Annotated in this window: 15 protein-coding genes; all 15 read right to left on the bottom strand. The window is 37.4% G+C overall.

Going from position 1 to position 26,699, the window contains the following annotated elements; genetic code table 11:
* Positions 1-286 precede the first annotated feature (286 nt).
* On the bottom strand, positions 287-916 hold the full coding sequence (locus V7K15_RS21195; protein WP_334908450.1) for a PEP-CTERM sorting domain-containing protein: 630 nt from the start codon (positions 914-916) through the stop codon (positions 287-289).
* 331 nt (positions 917-1,247) lie between these two features.
* Entirely contained in the window at positions 1,248-1,904 is a 657-nt protein-coding gene (tsaB, locus tag V7K15_RS21190) for a tRNA (adenosine(37)-N6)-threonylcarbamoyltransferase complex dimerization subunit type 1 TsaB (RefSeq protein ID WP_334908448.1), read from the bottom strand.
* A 219-nt stretch (positions 1,905-2,123) separates the two neighbouring features.
* Positions 2,124-2,495: a hypothetical protein gene (locus tag V7K15_RS21185; RefSeq protein WP_334908446.1), complete on the bottom strand. Its 372-nt coding sequence runs from the start codon at positions 2,493-2,495 to the stop codon at positions 2,124-2,126.
* A 424-nt stretch (positions 2,496-2,919) separates the two neighbouring features.
* Positions 2,920-4,347, bottom strand: coding sequence for an esterase-like activity of phytase family protein (locus tag V7K15_RS21180; protein WP_334908444.1), 1,428 nt, complete (start codon positions 4,345-4,347; stop codon positions 2,920-2,922).
* Between the two features lie 481 nt (positions 4,348-4,828).
* Positions 4,829-6,964, bottom strand: a complete 2,136-nt coding sequence (locus V7K15_RS21175; RefSeq protein ID WP_334908442.1) for an acylase — start codon at positions 6,962-6,964, stop codon at positions 4,829-4,831.
* A gap of 108 nt (positions 6,965-7,072) precedes the next feature.
* Complete coding sequence (locus V7K15_RS21170) at positions 7,073-7,297, bottom strand: MbtH family protein (protein WP_334908440.1); 225 nt, start codon at positions 7,295-7,297, stop codon at positions 7,073-7,075.
* 88 nt (positions 7,298-7,385) lie between these two features.
* Positions 7,386-8,336, bottom strand: coding sequence for a class I SAM-dependent methyltransferase (locus V7K15_RS21165; RefSeq protein WP_334908438.1), 951 nt, complete (start codon positions 8,334-8,336; stop codon positions 7,386-7,388).
* A gap of 18 nt (positions 8,337-8,354) precedes the next feature.
* The gene (locus V7K15_RS21160) at positions 8,355-9,737 is read right to left on the bottom strand and encodes a nucleotide disphospho-sugar-binding domain-containing protein (protein WP_334908436.1); all 1,383 of its coding nucleotides are present in this window, start codon (positions 9,735-9,737) and stop codon (positions 8,355-8,357) included.
* Between the two features lie 112 nt (positions 9,738-9,849).
* Complete coding sequence (locus tag V7K15_RS21155) at positions 9,850-11,286, bottom strand: aspartate aminotransferase family protein (protein WP_334908434.1); 1,437 nt, start codon at positions 11,284-11,286, stop codon at positions 9,850-9,852.
* A 41-nt stretch (positions 11,287-11,327) separates the two neighbouring features.
* Complete coding sequence (locus V7K15_RS21150) at positions 11,328-12,086, bottom strand: class I SAM-dependent DNA methyltransferase (protein ID WP_334908432.1); 759 nt, start codon at positions 12,084-12,086, stop codon at positions 11,328-11,330.
* 49 nt (positions 12,087-12,135) lie between these two features.
* The gene (locus V7K15_RS21145; protein WP_334908430.1) at positions 12,136-16,494 is read right to left on the bottom strand and encodes a non-ribosomal peptide synthetase family protein; all 4,359 of its coding nucleotides are present in this window, start codon (positions 16,492-16,494) and stop codon (positions 12,136-12,138) included.
* Between the two features lie 67 nt (positions 16,495-16,561).
* Positions 16,562-17,611 carry a TauD/TfdA family dioxygenase gene (locus V7K15_RS21140; RefSeq protein ID WP_334908452.1) on the bottom strand — a complete coding sequence of 350 codons (1,050 nt, stop codon included), beginning with the start codon at positions 17,609-17,611 and terminating at the stop codon, positions 16,562-16,564.
* A 55-nt stretch (positions 17,612-17,666) separates the two neighbouring features.
* A complete protein-coding gene (locus V7K15_RS21135; RefSeq protein WP_334908428.1) occupies positions 17,667-22,553 on the bottom strand; it encodes an amino acid adenylation domain-containing protein in 4,887 nt (1,628 codons plus the stop codon).
* Positions 22,550-25,339, bottom strand: a complete 2,790-nt coding sequence (locus tag V7K15_RS21130) for a non-ribosomal peptide synthetase (protein ID WP_334908426.1) — start codon at positions 25,337-25,339, stop codon at positions 22,550-22,552. Before V7K15_RS21130 ends, V7K15_RS21135 begins: the two co-directional genes overlap by 4 nt.
* 25 nt (positions 25,340-25,364) lie before the next feature.
* Positions 25,365-26,654, bottom strand: a complete 1,290-nt coding sequence (gene ectB, locus V7K15_RS21125) for a diaminobutyrate--2-oxoglutarate transaminase (protein ID WP_334908424.1) — start codon at positions 26,652-26,654, stop codon at positions 25,365-25,367.
* Between the last annotated feature and the right edge of the window lie 45 nt (positions 26,655-26,699).

Here is a 26,699-nt window from a genome sequence, read left to right as displayed (position 1 = left end):
TTTTGTCGGGCGGGCATCTTGCCCGCACTACAATATACAAATTAAATACGCTACACCTTAGAATAATTTGCTATCCAAACTACTCGAAGGAGATAGTAGATACGAAATTCTCCATGCTCCAATAGCACTAAGTTAAGATACAACCCTTGCCCTGAGTGCTTCCTAGCCTGGAGGCTCTTAACCCATCCTGGGGGGCTGCCGCCTCCTCTTTCTTGACGAAAGGCAGCACAAACCTTTGGGATTTTCTTAGTGCCATTCAATATCTTATACTTTAGATGCGTTTGCCCTAGATTTTCTTTGGCTTCCTTGAGAAGAATGCAACTCTATTGCTGCTGAGTGCTACACCCAACATCCCAACTAGCAGGGTTCCCAAAACAGTTGTCGGTTCAGGAACCGCAGATGCTTTAATCCGATTCGTACTGGAGTCGAGTAATTGAGGATTAGCTGCTGTAATATTTCGGTAAAGATAATAGGTCGCTCCCGGAGAGATGAAGGTACCGTCGGGAGCTTCAACATTGCTGATAAAAACATCACCAATACCAGTACCAGTGCCTAGATCAAAAGCCCCAAACAAATTGCCTGTAGTCGTGTTAAAGTTAAAATTTAAAAACTGATTGCTTGAGACACCATTAACAACCTCGTTTTTAGTACCAATCAACTCCTGTGATAGATTGAAAAAAGAAACAGATAGTGACTGCAAGGCTTTTGTAGATCCCGCACCACTTTCGGAAATTATGGCTGGGGTAGTGGTTTCATCGTAGCTGAACGAGCCTTCAGCCGAATAACCAGCATCACCCTTCCAGTTAAATGTTAAATCAGCAGCTTGAGCCAGATTACTAGAAGTAATCATGGAAGTAGCACAGAGTGCCAAACTGGCCGCTACCTGCGCTGCGGCTAGGCCGAAAAAGCTTTTCATTGATTAAATACTCTCCTATTGACAAATTAGTACAAGTGAGTGTAATTGTGTGTTACGGCAGTAAGAGCCGAATTTCTGATCAAGAAATCAAAAACTGCCAAAATCGTAGATTTGATCAAAATTGCAGCAGTAAAAGAACATAATCTTTTCGTCAATAGATTTTATATCAGAATAGTTCACAAATTATCAAAAAATACTAAGTTAGTAAAATCTAATTTTACAAGAACATTAAAGCGCCAAAAAACAGTCTAAGCAAGAGATGTAGCCGTTAATTAGGTTGCCTTTAATGTTTATAAACTTATTAGAGTTTGGCGAAGGTGACGCATATGAGTTAAACTTCTACTGGATGTTGCCCATAATATGGCAAAGCCTCTGACCAATTAGGACATTTGCCCTCTTCCCAATCGAGATTAGCTAGTTCCAAAATACTTGTCACCGTCGCTGCTAACCCAGATTGGGCGTGAATTAGCTGATAATCAGTGTTCCAATTCGCTAAAGTTTCCTGCCATGCTTCTGCTGTCAACACTCTATCTGACAAACACACTCTTAGTTTAGAAGCATCTGGCTCAAACTGATAAATAGCAGCAAAAATTTGACCTCGTTGTGCTGGCATTTCCACAGCGATAGTTTTGGAATTTTGACTTTTGCCTGCTTCTGACCAAGCTACCGCAGCCAAAGTTGAAATCGCAAATACAGGGATATCTAATTGTTGCCCCAAAGTCCGAGCAGTGACAACACCAATGCGAGTTCCGGTAAAGCCGCCAGGGCCTTTTGCCACTGCGATATAAGACAAATCTTCCCAAGTTTGCGGTTTGATAAATTCAATTAAATATTGATGTATTAAGCTAGATAAATCACGCCCCAAATTCCAAACTTGAGAGCGAGTTTCACCAGCCAAATTACTAATTGCCAAACCTAATTCTGGTGTGGTGGTGTGTAGTGCTAAAGCGTATTTATTTATTGCAATGTCTTCTAGTTCCGTTGTCAAAATTACTTAAAATATATATTTTTATAGAATTAACGTGATTTATTCAAGTATATAACATAGCGGTTCTTAATTGAATACACTACTGAGTAAGAATCAGTCAAACGCTCTTGTTGCAAGGTTTGTGAGAGCTAATGCTGTTCACTCTATCGGTGCGATCGCGGCTAGGATGGGGGATTTGGATTACCGCCTTGCTGTCTCAGTCGATAGTCCAAAACTCGGTCAATGTCGCTCCAAAGCAGCCCCTGTGGTGAGTTGAAACTCCTGAAACTGAGATTTTTGTTCTTCAAAGTTTCGGTCAAGCTTTAGCATGAGTGCTTCTAATCGCTCAGTTCGTGCTTTTGTTTCTTCTATCTCACCGCTTGCCTTTGTAAATAGGCGTTGCGTGTGAGTGACAAAACTATCAATCTTATCAGAAAGTTGGTCAACCTTTACCCCTATCTGGTCAAGGTGAGATTGGGTACGGTCTTGTTTTATGGTTAACTCATCAAGCCGCCTGCTTGATGATTCTGCGTAGCTAGCAGTAGACACTAGCAATTGCTTAACAGTTTCGAGTTCATCTTCTACATGGTCTAGTCGCTGTGTGTTGGTCATGCTGTTTTCTCTTGGCTGGCTTCTTTCTCTTCTGCGATCGCCTTCCTAAGAATAACTTTTGTTAGTTGTGGAACCCTTAAAAATTCTCTTGCCGCCCATCATTATCCCCATTTGTATGATACATTAGCCCCTGAGCAATTAGGAGATTTGCCCTGGTGACAATCGAGATTACCCATTTCCCGCTTAAAGCTGAGATAACCAACAATATTCCATTTCAATCACATCCTCTTGAGTCCGAATGTTGACATTGATAGAAGGTTCATTCGGATCAAAATTTTCCAAATTTTAGATCCCCGGCTTCTTAAAGAAGTCGGGGATCTGGACATAGGATTGCTATATGTTAAGTTTTACCTATTTGACAAGACTCTAACTTTCTTAACTTGACACCAATGGGAAGATGCCCACGCCACAAGAGATACTGCGATCATTCTCTTCCCCAGAACGGCGGATATTTATGCTCTCCTTTAATCTTCTGGGGTACAAAGCCTGGAATATCAGTAGTGTCAATTGCGAAGACGAAGAACTTGTTTGGATTCTCGATACCTGCTGGATGGTAAGCATCCGACGTTATGGTACCAATAAAGTCGTTATCGTTGCTGATGAAAAGCGTATGCTTGATCACGCCCTTGATCACCACATCTGATCCGAAAGCCAAACCTTCAAGTTTGGCGGGTATGTCTTCTGCTTTGATCCCATTCTGAGTGAGGGTAGCTACTACATCGAGGAACAGGGTCTTGCTAACTGCCTTACCAGTGAGGTTCTTTTCCCCGGTGATCTTGCTTACTTCTTGAGCATTCGTCAGATCGATCCGGTATATCTTCTTGAAAGCAGCCTGAGAGCCGTCGCCCAACCCCTTGCCATCTCGTTCGTCTACTAGGAATTCGCGATCGTTGATGGACAAAATCTCACTTACTGTCGGGTATTTCGGTTTAGCTGCGGTGCCAATATTATCTAGCTGATAGGCGTATTCCTGGGTGGCACCTGTTGCAATGTCGATCTTAACAATTCTGGTGTAAGCGCCATTAGTACCACCGTCCTGAAGCAACGGACTCTGCATGATGCCGACTAGAGTCTTGCCATTAGGGGTAATAGCGAGACCTTCCATACCCTTGTTCGCAACACGTCCAGAGGTGTTACTGCTAATTTCTGTATCACCAACAGGATTTAGCTTGCTGACTGCGAACTTGCTGTCGAGCGTAAAGACCTTGATGCGCTTACCTGTCTCGCGGTTGAATTGGTACACATAGGGACCGTATTCATCGGAGATAAAGATGGACTCACCGTCATTAGATACACGCACACCCTCAGGATCGAAGCGGGCATTATTGGGATTGGTCGATATCTGGGTGGGGTCGAAGTTGTCTGAACGTCCAGTGAAATAGTAGGTATTCTTGGCATTCAGGGCAGGGACACCACTGGGCAGCCCCAGTCCCACCCCAGTACCGTAGTAGAGAGGCTTCTTGCTCGATAGCAGGGTTGTGTCAATTAGAGAAGGAGTAAGAGTAAAGGGCAACGCTGAACCAAGCTGGCTGGGTATGAGTTTCAGACTGATGGTTTGGAAGCGGTTGATATAGGATGTTGTGTCATCCACAGCGCTATTGTATGCCTTGGCATTCGGTCCCCGATCTGGGATGGCGATAAAGGTGTTACGGCCAGCGTAGGCCAGTCCTGACCCAAAACCACCGAGGACGTTTCCCGGAACACCACTTTCCAGGGGAGCAGAAGTTTTGCTGGAGAGGTCGCTGATGTTACCACTCAGGCTGCCAATTGCGACCAGCTTAACCTCTGCGTTGGCGGCGGGGGCAGCAAAAAATGACGCTAATAAGAACAGAATGAGGTTTGTCTTGAGCATATTAGTATTCCTACTAGAGACAATATTTACTGAGGGATATTGTATTTTTTTTCACTTTGTTATTATCTATGCCTAATAATTAAGCTAGCTTTAAGTGAAGATTAATTAAAAGTTAATGACTGAATGGCTGATGCCTACCGCTATTAGGTGGGGCTGTGGACGGGGCAAAGAAGTCAAACGAGAGTAATAACTTTACCCGCATTCTGCACATCCATCCCATGCCGTAAACACTCATATTGGTCAAGTGCGAATGGGACTTTTAAGCCAAGACCAGCATCGCTCAATCAAGTCTACCGAGCGATCGCACATTTCTTCTTCTTTTCCCTACCGCACTTGTTGTCTAATTTGTCAATGCGTAAGTCATGAGTGTAGCCCTTTCAAGGTGACAAACGAAGATACGTTGTTCCAGTGCTACCACCTTGAAAGGGCTACTAAATGGTATAAAATACTACAGCAAATCCTAGCTGAACCATATTAGATTTTAGAATACCTTGCGTTCAGCCAAATGGGATAGAACATCCTGGTGTGAGCGCCAAACTTGTCGCAACTGCTTGCGGGCTAAAAATTTCAACTGGTCGCTAACATGGGGTGAACCTGGTTGAGTTGCGTTACCGTAACTAGTGAGCGCCATCGCTCTTACAGGTTGAGAAAATTCAATCGCAGCAACATAAGAATCACCAGCAGCAGATTTGAAGCGCCCGTTTGATAGTGGAACAAAATTGAGGACGCGGAAAATACCAAGTCCGCCATCACCACCATTTGCAGGCAAATCGACATTACCAGACTGTAGCCGGAAAACATCTCCCCACGCTACATCTAGCCGTCCATAAGTTTTTTCCACCTTAGCTGCAACAGTTAAGAGTGTTGTGACTGCACTTTGAGGATTAGCCAAGCCATCAGGTGTAGTGCGTGGGGAGTCTTCACTCCAGGGTTTGCTAAATACACTATCGAAGTCTATCGCGTCCACCCAAACAGCGAATAGTACTGCACCTCGGCTATCTGCATTCGCTTGTCGATCCCAAGCTGACAGTACATCAGCAGCTGGACTAGCTAATTCGCCTCCGTACTTCCGGGCTGCTGGAATCAAGTCATCCAAAAGGCGATCTGCCAGTTCCATCCGTGTTGAATGTTTATAGGAAACCATTTCAGCAAAAGAGATTTTGTCATCTTCTGCTAGCATCCGCACAGAACGTTGTGATCGGAACTCCATTGGCCCGCGCGGTGCCATATAAGGCGGATAATTATCTGGATTGAGAACCTCGGGAAATGTTGTTGTCCAAGGTGGGTCATTTGTATTTTGTAACCAGCCGCTTTTTGGATCAATTACGCGTGGTAGATCCTGATATGGATGATTTTTCGTCCACAAGGTTTTAGATGTATCACCAGGAATTAAACCTTGCCAGTATTCAAAATTACCTTGTTGACGAATTGGCACTTGACCATTATAAAGGTGCATAATGTGCCCTTCTCGGTCTGCATACATCACCGTGAACATCGGTAGTTGTAACCGTTTTAGTACAGCTTGAAACTGGGTAAGGTTTTGGGAGCGTGCCATATCCCACCACTGCTGTAGCACACCTGGTTGGTCAAGACCTACAACACGCAGTGCTACAGTTTTACCGTCTTTCTGTGATATAACAGGTCCGTGAACAGAACTTCGGATTAAAAGTTTTTTTGATCCGAGTGTACCGTCTTTTTGTTTTACTTTCAAAGATACGGTTTTTGTCCCAAAAGCTTTAATTTTACCATCAAAGCGATAACCATTATCAGCCAGGTTGAGTTCGTAGGTATCCCAGCCATCAAGGGTGTTTACTGTATGAGTCCAACCTAAATTATCGTTGAAGGCGATCGCTAAAACGGGAATTCCTACCAGTGTTGCCCCGTAAGCATCAATTCCTGGTGCAGTAATTTGTGCTTCATACCACAGAAATAAATCTGACCAAGGCAGATGTGGGTTAGCCAGCAGCATAGCATGACCATTTTCAGAATGTGATGGTGCGATCGCCCAACCATTAGACCCTGCTTGTGACTCCTTTTTCGTTACACCTGCGGCTTCTTCTGGATTGACAATAAAAGTGAAATTCATTACCCGCATCAGGTGAGCCAGCACATCCTCGCCTTTAACTGGTAACACAATCTCAACTTCATCAGCAATCAAATCTTTATGTTTTTGAGCATAAGTGTTAATTCCAGTCGCAAAAGCATCAAGATAGCGGCGAAACTTTGGACTTTGGGCCAAATACCAAGAATGCGATCGTTCTGGTACTCCCATAGTTTGTACCCAACGATCTGATTCTAAATACTTTTCTCCCCAATATTCGGCAGCGCGTCCCCGTGCTTGACCGTAGAGATGCAAAAGCAGGTTGCCATGACTCTGCATCTGCGCCCAACCAAAAGCTTGAAAGGCACCTTGGTTATCCTTGCCATAAATATGCGGAACACCATAAGTATCCCAAAGTATTTCAGTTCTTTTTGGTGAAGAGCTAAAGCTTTGGTTTCCTACTACTAAAACAAATATGAGCGCGAGTAAAAACGGCAAAACTCTCAAGATATAGTGTTTATTGCCATTCGACTTTAAACCTATAAAACGAAACAATTCTATTTTGCTAATAAACATTATAGTTAATGAATGGGGACTGTTGAATAATCCCCAATAATTTAGACTGCCAATTTGTCTAGATAGGCTAAAAAAGAGGTAATAACTTATAACCGCTTCAAATAATGCCTAAGTCTGATGAGCAGATTCTTCCATTTTCTTCTTGAGGCTTAAAGGTCTCATATCTGTCCATACTTCCTTAATATATTCAAGGCATTCTTGCTTCAGACCAGTTTTGCCTGCGTCTCTCCAGCCAAGAGGGTTTTCTCGGTTGGCGAGCCAAATTGAATATTGTTCTTCGTGATTTACTACAACTTTGTAAATTGTGTTGTCTTCTGTTTCGTTTTGATACATCTTTATTGCCTGATAATTGATTATTTATGTTCTCTTTCAATCGGAGAATGTATATTAATCCAGCATTTACCTCTAAATAAAATGCATCTTAATACAATATTTTTTCAACTATCAGTTGATGAGCTTGATAAATTATATTGACTTTTTTATGAAATACTTTCAGAAAAGCATCTATGCCAATTTTTGTGTCTTGTCCTGCATTCACACTATCATGAAATTGAAAATCATAGTCATCAAAAATAATCACACCTCCAACCTTAACAAGTCCCCAACCTAAAACAGCATCGGTGAGAACATCACTTGCTAAATGGGAACCATCAATATAAAGTATATCGTAATTATTAAAAGGCAGCGATCGCATCACATCTTGCGAGTTACCAATAATTTTAATTACCTTCTCTAAAGCGTTGGTTTGAGAAATATTGAAATCAAATCTTTCCTCAACAGATTTTAGATAACTATCGTTATATTCAAATTTGTGTTCAACGCTTCCCTCAAAAGTATCTATGCACGTTATCCTTGATGATTCATGAGTGAGAATGTTATCTAAAAGCCAGCAGGCAGACATACCTTCCCAACTACCGATTTCTAGAACATTAATTTCAGGCTGATTAGCTAAGTGTATTAAATACCGTTCCCAGATTGGGAGATTTTCAATAAACCAATCAGTTGTAAACTTATATCCTTTGATTTTTTTCCATGCTTCACCTCGTGCAATAGCAGCATAACCGTGCATTTTCTGAGCAAACTCCAAGTCAGAAATAGCTTCGCGTTTTACAGCTTCTGCCGTTAGTAACTCAACAATTTCTAGTGTCCAAGTCTTAATTTTCTGTATATCATCTGCTTGCTCTATCACTGATAACCAAGTAGCCTTAGCCTCTGATTCTTCTCCCTGAAGTAGTAGCGCCAAGCATATATGCCAATAATTAGACATCAAGCTAGGATCGGTTTCAATGCCTCGCTTATAAAAAGCGATCGCTTCATTATAATTATATTCAACTCTATGTGAAGACGGTATTTCTTCTAAGTAATAACTCATTTTTTGTTCCAGATTAACTCAAATTTTTGATGAAATATGTTGACGTCCTTCTAACATTTCTAAGATAAACTGCGTCGCCTTCCCAGAGTTTTCTATTTCCTGAAATTTTTCCGCCCATACTTTTAGTCTTTGTTTTAACAACAAATCATTTTCTATTGTTTCAATTAAATCGATAATAATATTAGCAGATGTATTCTCGACATCAGCAACTACACCTAAACCATGATATTGAATTCTTTCTGCATTGTCTGGTTGGTCAGCCCATACAGGAAATACAATCATTGGTACTCCGCAAAATATGCATTCTTTAATAGTGTTTATTCCTCCGGCTATGATTGCTATAGATGCTTTATTAAGAAGTGCTAATTGTGGTGCTTTGTTAACAACAATTACATTTTTTGATACATATTGTAAGTCTTCAGCACTAATATAATCGCTTATTGATAAAACTAATTGGTATTCGTTTTTAAGCGATACAGCATCAATCACATTCTGAAAGAAATGTTTTATTTTGTTTATACCTAAAGTAGAAAAAGTGTTTACTGTAGTTCCTAAAGAGCAATAAATAAGGGATTTATTTTTATCTAAATTTGACCAGATAAAAGATGGATCTTCTCTTTGTAAATCTATTGAAGCTTCAGCATAATAGCACTTATCTCTTAAAATATTAGGTAAATCTAATTCTTTAGGACATAAAACCAGATGTGTTAATTTTAAAGGTATTGCTTGAGATAAATCTAATAGATCAAGAGGAATTTTCCTATTAATTGCAAATTTTCTGATCAAATCTTTCTCAGAAAAATCTGTTTTACTCAGCAAAGCAATTATCTTGTTAGTTGCTTGAAGTAATTTTTGATAGATATATTTGTTTTTGAATTCAAGTGATTTAGTAATGAAATTATTGTCAACGGTTGAAGCCGTATTCTTTGGAAGGAGATTTTCAAGTGGTAACGAGGTAAACATATCCGTAAAATAAATACTCATCACTTGGCATTCATAGGCTATCATTCCTATGAAAGTAGAGTAAAGTTCTTCGTATGTACTTATTACCAGCAAATCGGGGTTAGTTGCTTTTAGTAGAGTGTGTATTTCTCTGTTTTCTCCTTGAATTAATGAATAAATCAAAGACTTTAAAGATTTTCTGTATCTCAGCTGCTTTAGTAATAGTTTAAGCCTGTTTGAATTTGAATCGTTAAGTTCTAGCTGTTTGATAAATCCTTTAGGAAACCATTTTTCTAGAATTGGCATAAATGTAAATCCGTGACTACAAACTTTTTCCTGAGAATCTGGCAAACCTAAATAAAATACTTGATGCCCAAGTGACTTTAGTGTTTTTGCTATTTTCAGAGTACTATTTAATTCACCTTGATAATTAAAAATACAAAATGCAATAGTTGCCATGTTTTCAACACCAAATAAACTGTTAATATAACTACTGATAACTCGGTAATTGCAAGATTAGAAGATCAATGATTTTTGTTAGCTATTTTAGTCTTGCAATCAAAAATTCAAATTACATAAAGCCTCCTTCTCGCAGATTACTGACGCTATTCTTAACAACTTGAATAATGTAGTTAATATCTTCATCTGTATGGGCTGTTGATAAATAACCACTTACCCCTAGTAGGTGAACTCCTTTGTCGATCAGATGATATTTTAACAAGCTCATTGCTACTGAAGCAGCCGAATTTTCTCCAGAAAGCTCTAAAGATGCAGAACCAAATAGTGAGCCAAAATTCGCCATCTGTAGCGGTATTCCATCGGCTACAAAATAATTATTCAAAGCTGTAACAAATTGCGTTGTCCGTTCATTCAAATTATGTTGTAGAGAAGACCCCGAATTTTGCATATATTTTAGTACAGATTTTGCAGCAGCTAACGCTAAGGGATGCTTACAAAAAGTACCTGCAAAAAACGTCTTTTTCACCAGAGGATAAGAAGCATCGCCATAATTCCACATACCCCCATCAATTGCATCCATATAAATATTTTTACCAGCAATCACCCCAATTGGTATTCCACCACCAACAATTTTTCCATAAGTGGCTATGTCTGCTTGTACACCAAAATAAGCTTGTGCGCCACCAGGATGAATCCGAAACCCTGTTACCATTTCATCAAAGATTAAGGCAATTCCAGATTCTTGTGTTAATTTCCTCAATTGCTGGAGAAATTCTCTTGGCTGTAAAGCCGGTCTAGCGGTTTGCACAGGAACTACTAAAACTGCTGCTAATTCTTGCTCATGTGCTTTAATAACTTCTAATGATTGAGGATTGCCATAATCTAAAATCAAAACATCATTCACAAAGTTTTGTAATACTCCAGGTGCCAAAGGTATGGCATATTGATTATTTTCTGTCTTATTTGTATTAACTAAAGTACCATCAAAATGACCATGATAAGAACCTGAAAATATGACAATTTTATTACGTCCTGTAACTGCTCTGGCAATGCGGATAGCGGTCATTACTGCTTCTGTACCAGTATTACTAAAACAAACCCGCTCCATTCCTGTGAGTTGAGAAATTAACTCAGCTACCTCGCCAACAATTTCTGATTGGGGGCCAATTTGAATTCCTTTATCAAGTTGTGCCATTAAAGCTTCTTTAATAAACGAGGGGTTATGACCAAAGAGATTTATTCCCAACCCCATCATTACATCTACATATTCATTATTATCTACATCCCATATTTTGGAACCCATAGAGCGATTAGCAACAATGGGATAATACATTTCTTTGAACAGTAAATTGAACTCTCCTAAGTTTTTATCATCAGATAGAACTGGGCGATAAGATTGGGAAAGATGTTTTGATTGTTTGGTGCGATCGCTATAGCTATTTATAAAATATTTTAAATAGTTTTGCTGCTGGTTAGTAAGTCCTGCTTTAGCTAACAATTCGGTTAAACTATCTGATTTTTGATCTAATGGAACTAGTTGTTTATTCATGCGATTTTTTCTTAAAATTTAATACATTTACATAAATACTATTAAGTATCTAAACCCTTGTGGCAAATAAAATAAGTACTGCCAGGAGTTGGAGATATTTCTAAATCACAACAAGCATCATAAATGCTAATTCCGCTAAATCCGGCAGTTTCTAAAGCTGATATAATTTCTTCTTTGGCATAACATCTTTCTGAAATAATTTTATCTGAACGCTGCCAGGTTTGTTCTACTAATGAAAATACAGTTAGATAAATTTGACCTAATTTAGTTTCTGAATTATAGATATTTTTTGTAGACCAAGCATAATCATCCCTTACATCACCAGAAACTTTGCTGTTCCAATTTGCTCGATATTCTTCTTCTAAAAAGAAATGGCACAAGAATATTCCATTGTCAGTTAATGCGTTATAAACATTCTTAAATACACACTTCAACTCTTCAATTTTCATGACATAGTTCAGAGAACCAGTAGTTGAAACCACTGTATCAAAGGTAGTTGGTAAATCGAAAAATCGAGCATCACCAAGAATCAGTTTTGCTTCTGGCGCATTCTCACGAGCATAATGCAACATCTGCTCCGAACCATCAATCCCTGTGATTTTATAGCCATAGTTGAGTAATTGTTGTGCTAAATGTCCAGTACCACAACAAAGGTCAAGAATATGCACTCCCTTAGTTAAATGGGGTAGTAACAATTTTTCCAAAACTGGGAATGTTTCCTGAAAAATTCCTGATACCCAATCTTCGTTATATATGCGAGCAAGAACATCATAATCATCATAACGAGTTGTTGAAATCATAAAATATCAATCCTGAAGCTATTGCAAAAGTTTTAATTATTCTCCGGCTTCAAAGTTTCGTATCTAAAAAGCCCTGGTTAATCAGATGGGAAAAATAAACGCTGAGTAATTGATTGTCTACTGGAGGACAAATAATCGAAGTATTTACTAATCCATTGATGACATTTTGGTTATCAAACTGTAAAACCTCTGAATTGGAATCTTCTTCAGCTTGTCTTGCTGGAAAAAATGGTACTAATGAATATAAAGGATGTTCAAAGGAACTTTGAGTAACATTGAGTAATTTCTCTCGCCACTGCTGATAAGAATTTTGCTCAATTGCATAACCATATGAGCGAATATGGTCGATGAGTGTATTTGAGTGGAGAGTTTGAGAATGCACTAAATGAAAAGTTTTCCCTAAAGATTCTTCCTGCTTTGATAAATGAATTATTGCTTGGCTGACATAATCTACAGGAACTATATTCTCTCTAATGTCTATATCTGGTGCACTTCCCAATTGTACACAACCTATTATTAGTTTGTACAGAAAGTCATTACTATTAAAAACTCCTGTTTTGCTATGTCCTGATATACGTGATGGTCTATAAATAGAGATGGGAATTCCTCTTTCAGCCGCCGTTTGTACTAACTTTTCAGCTACCCATTTTGTTTGAGAATATCCATTATTAGGGAACTCGTTTTCGTTCAGACTATCCTGTTCTCTAGCTAATTTAACTCCCGATTCCAGTTTTGAAGATACAACACCAGAGCTAGAAATAAAATGTACTGGTTTAGTTTTAATTTGACTAGCTAATCTCAGGATTTCTTGAGTACCCAGTACGTTTGTGGGTTTGAGGATAGAGTAAGGATAAATATGATGCACCCAAGCACCATTATGGTAGATGACATCAATAGTACTTGCCAATTGTTGGAATCTTTCAGTTTCTAAACCTAAAAGTGGCTTTGACAAATCGCCGAGAATGGGAATGATTCTGTCACTCCAAATTTCATTCCAAATTCCATAAGATTCCAGAGTACTTTTTAGCTTTTTATGGCTATGCTGAAGATTTTCAGAACGAACTAAGCAATAAATATCTGCTTTGGTTTGTTGTAGTAGTTCAGCTAGTAAAAATACTCCTAAAAAACCTGTAGCTCCAGTCAATAAAATAGCACTGGGTTCAAGGATAAACTTAACGTTATTTTGGGGATGAATTGTTGAATCTAAAATGGTTTCGGCTTTAAGATCCAAAAGTGGGTAATCAACTTCTGTTTGATAAACTTGTTCAATATTTTCTGATAAACCTACTACAGTCGGTTTTTCTAACAAACTGCGTAAAGATATATCCAAGTTAAAAGCTTCTTTAACTTTAGCAAGTAGTTGAGTTGTTAATAAAGAATGTCCACCCAATTCAAAAAAGTTATCGTAAATACTAACTTTCTCAACTTTTAAGACTTCAGCCCAGATTTGAGTCAGTATTTCTTCTACAGATGTGCGAGGAGGAACAAAATCTCCGATCAAATTTGATCTAACTTGCTCTGGTGCGGGTAGCGCTTTTCTATCAACTTTACCATTGGCACTTAAAGGTAACTCTTTTAGCAGGACTATAGCCGATGGTGTCATAAATTCTGGTAATTTATCTTTTAAAAAGTTGTGTAGTTCATTAACTGTAAGGGCTGATTTTGGTTGGGGAACTATATAAGCAACTAAGCGTTTATTTCCTGGTATATCTTCACGAGCAATAACTACTGTTTCTTGCACTCCAGGATACTGATTCAGTACCGTCTCAATCTCACCTAATTCAATTCGGAAGCCCCGAATTTTTACTTGGTTATCAATACGTCCTAAAAACTCAATATTACCATCAATGAGATATTTTGCTAAATCGCCAGTTTTATATAAACGTACTCCCGGCTTTTGACTAAAGGGATGGGGAATAAATTTCTCAGATGTAATTGCAGATTGATTTAAATAACCTCTAGCTAAACCTTCACCACCAATATAAATTTCGCCAGAAATACCAACAGGAACAGGATATAAATGAGAGTCTAGTATATATATTTGTGTATTGTTTATGGGACAACCAATAGATATTTGAATTTCTGTTTCTGGAGTATGACAATAATATACACTACTCCAAACGGTTGCTTCTGTCGGCCCGTATTCGTTAAACAAAGATACTTCCGACTGCAATTGAGAATGATGTTGTACCAATTCTAGCGGACAAGATTCACCAGCAACTATAACAGCACGAAGAGAACTTAACTGTTCTGGTTTTGCTTGTTGCAAAATTAGAGCATATATAGAAGGTAGACTTAATAAATGGGAAATCTGATTTTGTAAAATTAGCTTTATGAGTTTAGGTACTTCCTTTTGTACACCTTCTTCTGGTAAGTGTAAAGTTCCGCCACAACAAAGTGTCCAGAAAATACCTGCAACAGAGCTATCAAAAGCAAAGGATGAGAGTAACAAGAAGTTGCTGACAGGTTGTTGATAATAGGTAATACGTGCAGTTGTTGAATGAACTAAGTTCCGATGTGCGATCGCAACTCCTTTCGGTTTACCAGTAGAGCCAGAAGTGTAGATTACATAAGCTAAGTTTTCAGAAGTTGCTGTTGAAAGGGGTTCTTCCTGACTCTCCTGTGCCGCAGCTACGCCCGTCGTAGATATCGCTTCCCATTCTGTATCTAAGCAAATTGTCTGTGCATCGTGCTTAGGTAAGCCTTCTAGTAAATGCTGCTGAGTCAATAATACAGATACCTGAGTATCTTCTAGCATGAAGGTTAAGCGCTCTTGAGGATAATGAGGATCGAGGGGAACATAAGCACCACCAGCTTTCATAATACCCAAAATACCAACAATCATTTCGAGCGATCGCTCTACACAAATTCCCACTAATACTTCTGCTCCTACCCCCAAATGTTGGAGATAATGAGCTAATTGATTTGCGCGTCTATTAAGTTCAGCATAAGTGAGTTGTTGCTTGTTGAATATAACAGCAATATTATTTGGTGTGCGTTCTACTTGCTCTGCAAATATATTATGAATACACTTATTTTGTGGGTAATCAGCTTCGGTTTTATTGAACTCAAATAGAAGTTCATTTAGTGTGCGATCGCTTAAAAGATTGAGCTTACTAATTAGCTGTTCTGGATTATTAATAACACTCGCTACTAACTGATGAAGCTGCTCTGCTATAACTTCAATACTTTCTGCATTGAATAAATTAGAGTCATAATTAAACTCTAACTTTAAAGTCTCAGTTTGCTGTTTACAAGAAAGCCTTATTTTTAAATTTTCAATACAACTGTACTGTTGCTCAATAGCAAATTTTATATCCCCTGCATAACAAATACCAGATTTTTGTTCAAAATCAAACCCAAAAGGTAAATTGATTAATTTTGGAATAGCATAATTAATTTGCTCGCAAGTAAAAGATTCCTCCCATTTATTTATTTCTTCTACAGATTTACGAACTTGTTGTAAAACTTGACTAAAAGTTAAACTTCCTTCTAAATGAGAATGTAGCGGGAGATATTTAGCAAACAAACCTAAAGCACTTTTTAATTGATCATATTTTCTACCATCTATACCTACACCAATGACAATTTCTGATCCCTCAAGCAGCCGCACCAGTAAAACTTGCCAGCAAGTAAGAATAAATATAAAATTAGAAGTTTGATATTTTTTAGCTATCATCTCTATTTTTTGCAACAAATCGGCATCAATTTCTGAGTTGACAGCTTTTGGTTCAAACTGATACTTCTCTGAATTATCAATTTCGTAAGGCAGCTTTAAATTTTCAATCCCCGATAAATTTTGCTGTAACCAATATTTCCTGCCAATCTCTGTTTCTTCTGCTTCTAATATTTGGTTTTGCCATTCAGAGAAATCTGCATACTGTAGCCTATTATCAGATAATTCGCTGTTAAAATTACCGGAGTAAGCACTAGCCATTTCTTGCATTAAATTATGGAGAGTGATAGTATCAGCGCAAATTGCAGGTAAACTAAAATATAAAAGATGCTGCTCTGAGGAGAGAGTTATCAAAGTAGCCTGTAAAATTAAACCCTTTTCCAAGTCAAAAGGCAGACACCTCAACTTTTGAACAATTTCTGCAATTTTAGCTTCTTGCTCCTCAGCAGTTAAATCACTCAGATTGTATGTTTTATCTAAATTTAATGGGCTATTTGTAATCACCTGAACTGGGATAGTCATCTCTGGAAGACAACAAAAATATGTGCGGAGTATTTCATTGCGATTAACAACAGTTTCTAAAGCTAATTTCAAGCGCTCTATCTCAATCTTGCCTGTAATTGAAATTAGACAATCACTGCGATATACCGATTTATTATCAAGTTGTTGTAGTAACCATAAATGCTCTTGTTGTGGCGACAGCCGAAAGCCTTCCATAATTGCTGCTTGCATATTTCTACCTCTTTCCTTATATGTAATAGCGTCTATTCTTGGCATTCAATTATTTTTATTCCTAGCTTCATACTGCTACTGAGGGAGTATGAGGTTCAGCCATTCCCACTAAAATTTTTCTGGGTGGTACAAAAGGATTACGAGCGTGTATTGCTAACATATTATCTAACATCAATACATCTCCCTTTTCCCAGGTAAATCTCACCATTTGCTGTTGATAAGCTTGGCGAAGATGCTCTAAAACTTCAGGCTCAATTACAGAACCATCACCGTAATATGTATTAGTGGGTAAATCTTCCTCTTTAAAAGAAGATAATAGAGAATTACGGATTTTTGGTTCTAATGTGGAGACATGGAAAAAAGTTGCATGGTTAAACCAAACCATTTCACCAGTTGTTGGATGTTGGATAATGGCTGGTCCCACTTGACGGGTTCTTAATTTATCACCTGCTTTCCATTCAAAATCAATTCCGTTTTTACGGCAATATTCTTCTACTTTGGCTTTATCTGTGCTTTGAAAAACTGTTTGCCAAGGTAAGCCAAACCCATCACCAAAGTTACGCATATACATAACTTTCTTTTCAATAAATCTTTCTTTTATTTTGGAGTCAATATGGGCGAAAATTTGACGACAATTACCAATTGGTGTCTCTCCTCCTTGTACTGATGGAATTGAACAAAAGAAAAATATTTTTAAAGGAAAGGTAGGCGAATAAGCGTGTTCATTGTGAGGGAAAATGCTTTGATCAGCCGGATAGTCAGTGGAAGTGTAAATTCTACCAGCTACTTGAGTACGTGGCGAGGCTCGATAGCGATATTCTAATGCTTCTCCACAGATAGCGGCTATGATTTGCTCAAATTCTTCTATTGATGTGACATTGAAACCCCGAAAGAGAATTGCGGCACATTTTAATAACTCTGCTTGCAAAAATTCTCGATTACTTTTAGCCCAGGTGAGTAAATCTACTCCTTTAAATGCTGGTTTTATAATTAAAGGAAAGTTAGGGCTGTGATTAAGATACTCTGTTTTAATTAATTCATTCACGTCAATATTAACGGTTTTACGTCTAATATTGCCTAATTGTAATGAACCACTTGGTTGATTTTGATTTATCATCATTGCTTGTATCCTATATTCCTTCAATCAAATATTACAAATTAACAAGAATAGTTTACTTAATAGACTTACGTTTAATATGGCTCAATTTTTGTTGTAAAGAATTTTGATAAGTTATTTCTTGATTCACTATGTCTTGTCTATCTGCTTGCGCTAATATTTCTTTGAGATCATTGATTTTTATAGCTGGCTCATTCACAATATGGCTCAAAATTGTTTCAAAGTGTTTTAGCATACGTAATATAGTTTTAGCTTCAAACAAGTCTGTGCTATATTTCAATAATCCCATCAGCCCATGCTCTGTATCTCTGATATCAAAGAGTAAATCAAAAGTGGCTGTTTTAGTTTCCGTCTCTAATGTCTCGAAAGTTAAACCCGAAATATTCAAAGCAGTTTTGGGCGTATTTTGGAGTATTAGTTTTACCTGAAATAATGGTGTAATATGTAAATTACGCTCTGGGTTGATAGTCTCTATAAGTTTGTCAAATGGTAAGTCTTGATGTGCATAAGCATCCAAAGTCACTGCCCGAATTTTTTCTAATAATTCTCGAAAACTGGGATTGCCATCAAATGTTGTGCGTAACACTAATTGATTTATAAAAAATCCAATTAAACCCTCAGTCTCTCCCTGGTTACGGTTAGCAATATCTGTACCAATCACTATGTCATCTTGTTCGCTATAGTAATGGATTAAGGTTATAAATGCTGCTTGCAAGGTCATGAAAAGGGTTACACTCTGTTGATTGCTCAGAATTTTTATTTGTTGAGATAATGTGGCAGAGAGTCTGAAAGATTGTGCCGAACCTTGATATGTTGGTGTTATAGGTCGAGAGTAGTCTGTCGGTAATTTGAGAGTTGGTAAGTTTTGAAGTTGTTTTTGCCAGTAAATAAGTAGTTTTTCTAAAACTTCTCCCTGTAACCATTGATGTTGCCAAATGGCAAAATCGGCATATTGAATGGGTAGTTCTGTTAGTGATGTATCTCTCCGGGGAAGCAAGCTACGCGTAGCATCTTCTAAAGAGGATTTATTAAGAGAAAATACTTTATATAGTGATACTAATTCATGAATTAATATACCTGTAGACCAACCATCAGAGATAATGTGATGCATAGTCAGTAGCAGTACATATTCTGTTTCAGTTAAACGTAAAAGTGTAACTCTTAATAACAGGTCTTTCTCTAAGTTAAATGGCTTTTCAGCTTCTTGGTTAGTTAATTTATTCGCTGTTTGCTCTCGTTCAGCCTCCAAGACTTCAGTCAGGTCTATAATAGGTAAATTTATAGTGAGTGAGTTGGTAATAACTTGGACTGGTTGCCCATTCTTTAAAATGAAATTAGTTCGCAGGATTTCGTGACGGCGAATAATTTCATTTAGGCTTTTTTCAAAGGCTGGAATATTCAGTGAACCAATAATACGTACAGCATCAAAGATGTTGTAAGCAGTATTATTAGGTTCTAATTGGTCGAGATACCATAACCTTTGTTGAGCGTAGGAAAGGGGAATATTGACCAATCTTGAAATCTGCCCGATATTAGGGAATTTGACTTTTAAATCTGCTTTTGTAATTTTATCAATTTCTTTGGCTAATTCTGCTACTGTTCCTGATTCAAATAAACAACGTAGAGGTAATTCTACTTTGAAAGCTTTGCGAATTTGAGAAATAACACGAGTTGCCAACAAAGAGTGTCCACCTAATTCAAAGAAATTGTCGTGAATCCCTACTTGTTTGACTCCTAAAATTTCTGACCAAATACCAGTAAGCATTTCTTCAACTGGGGTGAGAGTTAGGTAAGTATTTTCTTCTGATTGTAGGTGTGATGTGTCAGGCGCAGGTAGAGTGCGACGGTCAATTTTGCCATTGGGTGTCAGAGGAATTTCCTCTAACAGTACAAAGGCGCTTGGTATCATATAATTTGGCAATTTAGATTTTAAGAACTTACGTAATTCGACTACAGAAATTTCTGTAGACTGAGGAACGAGATAAGTCACAAGACGTTTGTCATCTTGTCTGTCTTCTCTGACTATAACTACAGCTTCTCTTATTTCTGGGTGTTGACTTAAGGTTGCTTCAATTTCGCCAATCTCGATGCGGAAACCCCGAATTTTCACTTGATGATCCATTCGCCCAATGAATTCTATATTACCATCAGGTAAGTAGCGAACTAAATCACCAGTTTTATATAAACGCGAACCTGATTGGTTACTAAATGGGTTAGGAATAAATTTTTCGGCTGTTAGTTCAGGATGGTTTAAATAGCCTCTAGTAACGCCAACACCGCCTATATATATTTCACCAGTAACTCCTACAGGAGTAGGTTGTAAATTAGAATCTAAAACATACACCAGTATATTACTAATTGGCTTACCAATTGGTACATTAAAAAACGTATTATTAACTTTTTCTAAATAAGACAAATTACTAATAGTTGCTACGATGGTTGTTTCTGTGGGTCCGTAGGAATTAATTAACTTGACTGTTTTCCCTACATTTTTTTGCCATGCCTTCAAATTTTTGAATGATGCTTTTTCTCCACCAATAATTACTAAACGTAATTGTTCAGGTAGCTGGAAATTGTTTTCAGCCAATTCAATTGTTATTTGATGCCAAAATGCTGTGGGTAAATCTAAAACAGTTATTTTAGATTGGTTGCATTGCTGTAAAAATGCTGGTATTGAACTCAACATTGTATCGCTTTGTAGCACTAATTTAGCACCCCGCACTAAGCAAGGAAATATTTCTTCTGCGGCTGCATCAAAGCAGATAGAGGCAAATTGGAGAATGCGATCACACTTTTCAATTTGATAATGACGACAAGCAGCTTCAGTATAATTAACTAAAGATTTATGCTCTACCATCACCCCTTTCGGTTTCCCCGTAGAGCCTGATGTATAAATAATATATGCTAAATTGTTACTTGTAACTTTAGTATCAATATTTTCTTGCCTTTCTTGATTAATTATCTGCCAATCTGCATCTAGATAAATGATTTTTGATTTATTTTTAGGTAGTAAGTTTTCTAATTTTTGTTGAGTTAATAATAGCGGTGCATTTGCATCTTCTAGGAGAAAAGCTAAACGCTCTTTGGGATATGTTGGGTCTAGTGGTAGATAAGCACCACCTGCTTTGAGAATGCTCAGAATCCCTATGATCATTTCTAGCGATCGCTCGACACAAATCCCTACTAATACCTCTGTTTTAACCCCAAGCTTTTGTAGGTAGTGGGCGAGTTTATTAGCTCGCTGGTTCAGTTGCCGATATGTTAATTGCTTATCTTCAAATACCACTGCTATAGCATCAGGTGTTTTCTCAACCTGGGTTTCAAAAAGTTGATGAATACACTGGTCTTGAGGATAATCAGTTTGGGTATGATTCCACTCTATTAATAATTGATGTTCTTCATTTGCTGTTAATAATGGCAAGTCTGATAAATGCTGCTCAACATTAGCAACAATTCCCTCTAACAAGACCTGAAAATGACCCAGCATTCGGGTAATTCTGTCAGCATTAAATATATCTGTGTTGTATTCTAAATCTCCCCTTAAACCTGCCTCTGTCTCGGAGATAGAAAGTGTCAAATCAAAATTAGCAGTGTTTTTTTCTATTTTTAATAGTTCTATGGTTAACTCTGGCAGAGCGAGAACTTCTGGTGAGGCATTCTGAAGAATAAACATTACCTGAAACAAAGGGCTATGGCTTAAATTTCGCCCTGGCTGTAGTTCTTCTACCAATCTTTCAAAGGGTAAGTCTTGGTGAGCATAAGCGCCTAAAGTGACTTCACGTACCTGCTGCAACAGTTCTCTAAAAGTAGGATTATTACTAAGGTTTGTCCGAAGTACTAAAGTATTGACAAAAAAGCCGATTAACCCTTCGATTTCTGAGCGATCGCGGTTAGCAATCGGAGTAGCAACTATAATTTCTTCTTGCTGGGTGTATCGGTACAGCAACACTTTAAATGTTGCCAGCAGAGTCATATATAAGGTAACTCCTTCCTGCTTTGACAGATATTTGAGCTGATCGCTTAGGGACTTGGATAATTGGAACGACTGTGTTGCTCCATTGTTGCTTTGAATCGCAAGTCTAGGGTAGTCAGTAGGTAATTCTAAGATTGGTAATTTACCACCCAATTGCTGTTTCCAGTAATTGAGTTGGGTTTGCAGTACCTCACCTTGCAACCATTTTCTTTGCCAAATAGCGAAGTCAGCATATTGGATTGGTAGTTGAGAAAGCGGCGAAGGTTTACCTTGAGAAAAGGCTGTATAAAATGCTGTGATTTCTTTAATTAATATCCCTGTTGACCAACCGTCAGAAATAATATGGTGCATGGTCAACAACACTACATAGTCTGTTTCTGATAGTTGGAGTAAACTGGCTCGTAGTAGTGGGCTTTCTACTAAGTTGAATGGTTTTTGTGCTTCTAAAGCAGCCAAATTTAAAACTTCTTGCTGCTTTTTGTTTTCAGCAAGTTCCTGCAAGTCTATTACTGGCAAAGTCAAATCTTGAGCTTCACCAATTACTTGTACTGGTTCACCATCTACTACAGTAAATGTAGTTCTTAATATCTCGTGTCTTTGAATAATTTCTGCAATGCTTTTGGATAGTGCAGCTATATCTAAATTACCCGTCAGTCTGACTGCTGCGGGGATATTATAAGCACTGCTATTTGGTTCTAATTGACTAAAAAACCAAAGTCGCTGTTGGGCAAAAGACAGGGGTATATATCCCTCTCGTGGTGCAAGTTGAATAGATTCTGAAGAGGATTTTAAAGCCTGATTAGCTTGGCTAATAAAAGCTATAAATTCTGCTTTGCGTGCTGCTAATTCCGCTTTGATATCTGGTGTGAGAGCTTCCTTTGGCGCACTACAACGTAGGTGTTCATTGTCAACCCATATTTTGATATCCTGGCTGCAAAGGTAAGACAAAAACTCCTTTATTGTTCTCATAGTTCTATTTCCTCTCTGTCTTCTATGATTTGCATAGGTACAGCTTGTAATTGTTGCACTGTTAAAATGCCCTCAAGCTGCTCAACCAGATTTTTGACTGTTGGGTTTTCAAATAAGCTGCGTAAAGGTAAATCAATTTTGAAGGCTTCACGCAATCGAGAAATCACTTGCGTAGCTAAAAGTGAATGCCCCCCTAAATCAAAAAAGTTGTCATAAATTCCTATTTGTTCTCGCCTTAAAATATCAGCCCAAATATCAGCTACTATCTCTTCTGTAGGTGTGCGAGGTAAGACAAAGCTGACTTCGAGTTCACTTTTAGATGTATCCGTTACAGGCAATGCTTTACGGTCTACCTTACCACTAGGAGTCAATGGCAGCGACCCCATCAGTACGAAAGCTGAAGGCAGCATGTATTCTGGTAATCTTTCTTTCAAAAACTGGCGTAGCTGTAGTATTGCTTGAGTATTAATTGGAGGCTCATTACTGTTGAGTGAAAAGTCAGAAACTTCATTTTGTTCTTGATAGCTAGTTGGCACTATATAAGCTACTAAACGCTTGTCACCAGGGGTATCTTGGCGGACTACAACCACATTTTCCCTGACTGACGGATGCTGACTCAGCAACGCTTCAATCTCTCCCAATTCAATACGGAAGCCGCGAATCTTCACTTGGTGGTCAATGCGCCCAAAAAACTCAATGTTGCCATCTGCTAACCACCTTCCCAAATCACCGGTTTTGTAAATAAAATCTGTATCAGTTCCAGGTAAGGGCTTGGCAATATCAGCAAATGGGTTAGGTACAAAACTGCGCTGGGTAATCGCTGGATTCTTCCAGTATCCCTGTCCAACTCCAAATCCTGATACACAAATCTCTCCTAGCACCCCAATTGGTAATAATTGCATCTGAGCATCAAGTATATACAGATTTAAGTTAGCTAAAGGTTTACCAATGGGAACTGTGCGTTGATTTTTTGGTAATGGCTTATCGATGATGAACTGGGTGATATCATCAGCTGCTTCAGTCGGTCCATAGGCATTAACAACCTTGATTTGGGGATATATTTCTAGCCACAAATTCACCAGTTCCACCGATGCTAATTCACCAGTTACCATCATCCACTTCAAATCAGGTAACAATCTTTTATCAGCTGCTAACTGGGAAATATAATCTAGTAAACTTATAAGTACAACTGGGACGAATTCAGCAATTGTAATCTTTCTTTGTTTAATAACTTGGAATAATTTCTCTGGATTACAAACAGTTTCAGTGTTGACTATTAGAGTTTTACCACTAATCAGAATGGGAGCTAAAAATTGCCATATAGAAATATCTGATGAAGCTGGAGCGCTTTGGATAAATGTTAAGTCTTCACTCAATTGTAAAGCTTCAAATTGAGCATATATATGATTAATTGCAGCACCATGTCTAATAATTGCTCCTTTGGGTAATCCCGTTGAACCAGAAGTATAAATCATGTAAGCGGGAGCAATTCCTTGAAAATTTATCTGTAGATTTGCTATTGGCAAACTTTCAAAGTCAATTGACGTGTAAATATTGACATTACTCAAGACATCCAACGCCAACTCATTTGGTTTTTTATCTAAAAAAATCAAATCTTTTAACTGCTGACAAGCTTCGCAACTACCCGTTAAGATATTTACACAAGATGAATCTGTCAACAGCGTTCTTATTTCACTGTTCGAGAGCATATATCTAACTCTCTCTGGAGGATAAGTAATATCAATAGGTACATATACTCCACCTCCTTTTAAGATTGCAAGTATACCAACTAAAAAACTAATATCCCGTTGTTTGAGAATACCTATAAGCTCTCCCGATTTGACTCCTAAATTCTGTATTAATCTAGCTAGTTGGTTTGCTTGCTCATTAAGCTGCTGATAAGTTAACTCTGTTTTGTCATCAACTGCTGCAATTTTGTTTGGTGTCCGTTTGACTTGGTTTTCAAATAATTCATGAAGAGTTTTTTCTACAGGGAAATGCTTAGTGTTATCATTAAAGTCTTTTAATATTTGATGAGTATCTTCTCCTGATAAAAAAGAAATTTTTGAGATTGGTGTATCAAGTTTCTGCAAAAAGATTTCAACTAAAGCAATATAATTTTTAATGATGAGTTTTATAGTTTCATCTTTAAAAAGTAATTGATTGTATTCTAGTTTGCAACTAATAGAATTTTCAATTACCTCAAAACAAATAGTTAAATCATTTTGAATATTCTTAATATAATCTGAATTATGAATATTTTTTAATAAAATTATTATATCAAAAAGTGAACAGCGATTCTGATTTTTTGGTGAACCTAGTAATTCAATCAATTCATCAAAAGGATAATTTTGATGACTATATGCACCTATTACTGTATCTTTCACTTGAAAAAGAAAATCTTTGCAGGTAAGTTCATTTAGTACATTAGACCGCAAGGCAACAATCTTATTAGTTACCCTATTATCTTGTTTATAAATAGGCGAGCCTATTATAATATCACTATTATCCGTATATTTTCGCAGTAATATATTTAATACTGCTACAAGTATTAAATATATTGATAAATCAGAACTATTACCCAGTTTAATAATATCTTTAGATAAATTGGTAGGTAATTCAAATAAGATATTTTGAGTTTCTCCAGTATATACTCTAGGTCTTACATAATCAGTGATGAAATTTGTTTCTGGCAGTTCTCCCGATAGTTTATTTATCCAATATATTTTGTCAAAAAATGCTTGTTCATCAAAATTCGCTGTATCTCTAATTTGATAATTAACCATAGTTATTCTCCTTTAAAATGTGAAATTATTTACTGATAACTTCCTCAAAAGCTTGCTTAATAATTGAGCATCCCTTTTGCAGAATGGGGATTTCAATTGTCAAAGGTGGCAAGATTTTTATCACACTATCATCTCTGCCAACGCGCTCAACTATTAATCCTAATTCAAAGCAACGTGAAGTTATCTGTTTTGCCAAACTACCACCACCAAATTTAGCAACATCAATTCCCCAGATCATACCAAGACCACGTACTTTAATTTTTTCACTAATTGAGGCTATTTCCTTAGTTATAAAATTTTTTAAAAAGAATTCTTTGATTTTGACATCCTGTTCAAGATTATTACTTTCTCTATACTCTAAAGCTGCTGTTGCTCCGACAAATGCTAATTGATTTCCTCTAAAAGTACCACTATGCTCACCAGGTTTCCAAATATCTATATCTGGCTTAATTAACAATAGTGACATTGGAAATCCGTAGCCACTGATTGACTTTGAAAGTATTACCATATCAGGAACAATATCTGCTCTTTCAAAAGAAAAGAAAGGCCCAGTTCGACCACAGCCAACTTGTATATCATCACAAATTAATAAAATGTTATGTTGAGTACACAAGTTTCTTAGCCTTTGCATCCAAGCAATTGGTGCTACAACAATCCCCCCTTCAGCTTGTACGGTTTCAAAGATAATTGCAGATGGTTTTTCAATTCCAGAGTTGACATCATTCAGCACTGAATCAATAAATTCTATCGTGTCAAACGTCTCCATAAATCCATAGGGATATGGCATAAATGTTACCTGATTTGATGCACCAATTGCTCCTGCTTTAACCCCAATATTGCCAGTAACAGATAAACTACCTAATGTCATTCCATGATAAGCACCCATAAAGGAAAATATTCCGGGTCTTTTTGTAATTTTTTTAGCTAATTTTAAAGCTGCTTCAACAGCATTTGTACCTGTAGGTCCACAAAATTGAATTTTATAATCTAGCTTTTTTGGACTTAGAATTAATTCACTAAATTTTGCTAAAAAGCTTTGTTTTGCTGATGTATACAGATCCAAGCCATGTGCAACTCCATCAGCATCTAAATACGACATGACCTTCTGTTTAATAAAGTCATTATTATGACCATAATTTAAAGCACCTGCACCAGCTAAAAAATCTATGTATTCCCTTCCTGATTCAGAATATATAATGGAACCTTTAGCTCGCTGAAATATATCGGGAAAATTTCGGCAATAACTTCTAACGTTTGATTCATGTTTTTCAAAAGTAGTATTGATATTGAATTCTTGTTTTTTAAAAACGTCCATATATCTATCTCCAGAAAATTTATTGTCTGTCAAAAGGGTAGCTGA

This window comes from Nostoc sp., assembly GCF_036919815.1.
Lineage (GTDB): Bacteria > Cyanobacteriota > Cyanobacteriia > Cyanobacteriales > Nostocaceae > Nostoc.
This window is presented reverse-complemented; position numbering and strand designations above follow the sequence as displayed.

Excerpts from the sequence above, each read along its gene's own strand:
- V7K15_RS21160 (WP_334908436.1), bottom strand. The coding sequence starts at position 9,737 with ATGGCAACTATTGCATTTTGTATTTTTAATTATCAAGGTGAATTAAAT.
- V7K15_RS21150 (WP_334908432.1), bottom strand. The coding sequence starts at position 12,086 with ATGATTTCAACAACTCGTTATGATGATTATGATGTTCTTGCTCGCATA.
- V7K15_RS21145 (WP_334908430.1), bottom strand. The coding sequence starts at position 16,494 with ATGCAAGCAGCAATTATGGAAGGCTTTCGGCTGTCGCCACAACAAGAG.
- V7K15_RS21135 (WP_334908428.1), bottom strand. The coding sequence starts at position 22,553 with ATGAGAACAATAAAGGAGTTTTTGTCTTACCTTTGCAGCCAGGATATC.
- V7K15_RS21165 (WP_334908438.1), bottom strand. The coding sequence starts at position 8,336 with ATGAGTTATTACTTAGAAGAAATACCGTCTTCACATAGAGTTGAATAT.
- V7K15_RS21195 (WP_334908450.1), bottom strand. The coding sequence starts at position 916 with ATGAAAAGCTTTTTCGGCCTAGCCGCAGCGCAGGTAGCGGCCAGTTTG.
- V7K15_RS21130 (WP_334908426.1), bottom strand. The coding sequence starts at position 25,339 with ATGGTTAATTATCAAATTAGAGATACAGCGAATTTTGATGAACAAGCA.
- ectB (WP_334908424.1), bottom strand. The coding sequence starts at position 26,654 with ATGGACGTTTTTAAAAAACAAGAATTCAATATCAATACTACTTTTGAA.
- V7K15_RS21170 (WP_334908440.1), bottom strand. The coding sequence starts at position 7,297 with ATGTATCAAAACGAAACAGAAGACAACACAATTTACAAAGTTGTAGTA.
- V7K15_RS21155 (WP_334908434.1), bottom strand. The coding sequence starts at position 11,286 with ATGAATAAACAACTAGTTCCATTAGATCAAAAATCAGATAGTTTAACC.
- V7K15_RS21175 (WP_334908442.1), bottom strand. The coding sequence starts at position 6,964 with ATGTTTATTAGCAAAATAGAATTGTTTCGTTTTATAGGTTTAAAGTCG.
- V7K15_RS21185 (WP_334908446.1), bottom strand. The coding sequence starts at position 2,495 with ATGACCAACACACAGCGACTAGACCATGTAGAAGATGAACTCGAAACT.
- V7K15_RS21180 (WP_334908444.1), bottom strand. The coding sequence starts at position 4,347 with ATGCTCAAGACAAACCTCATTCTGTTCTTATTAGCGTCATTTTTTGCT.
- V7K15_RS21140 (WP_334908452.1), bottom strand. The coding sequence starts at position 17,611 with ATGATAAATCAAAATCAACCAAGTGGTTCATTACAATTAGGCAATATT.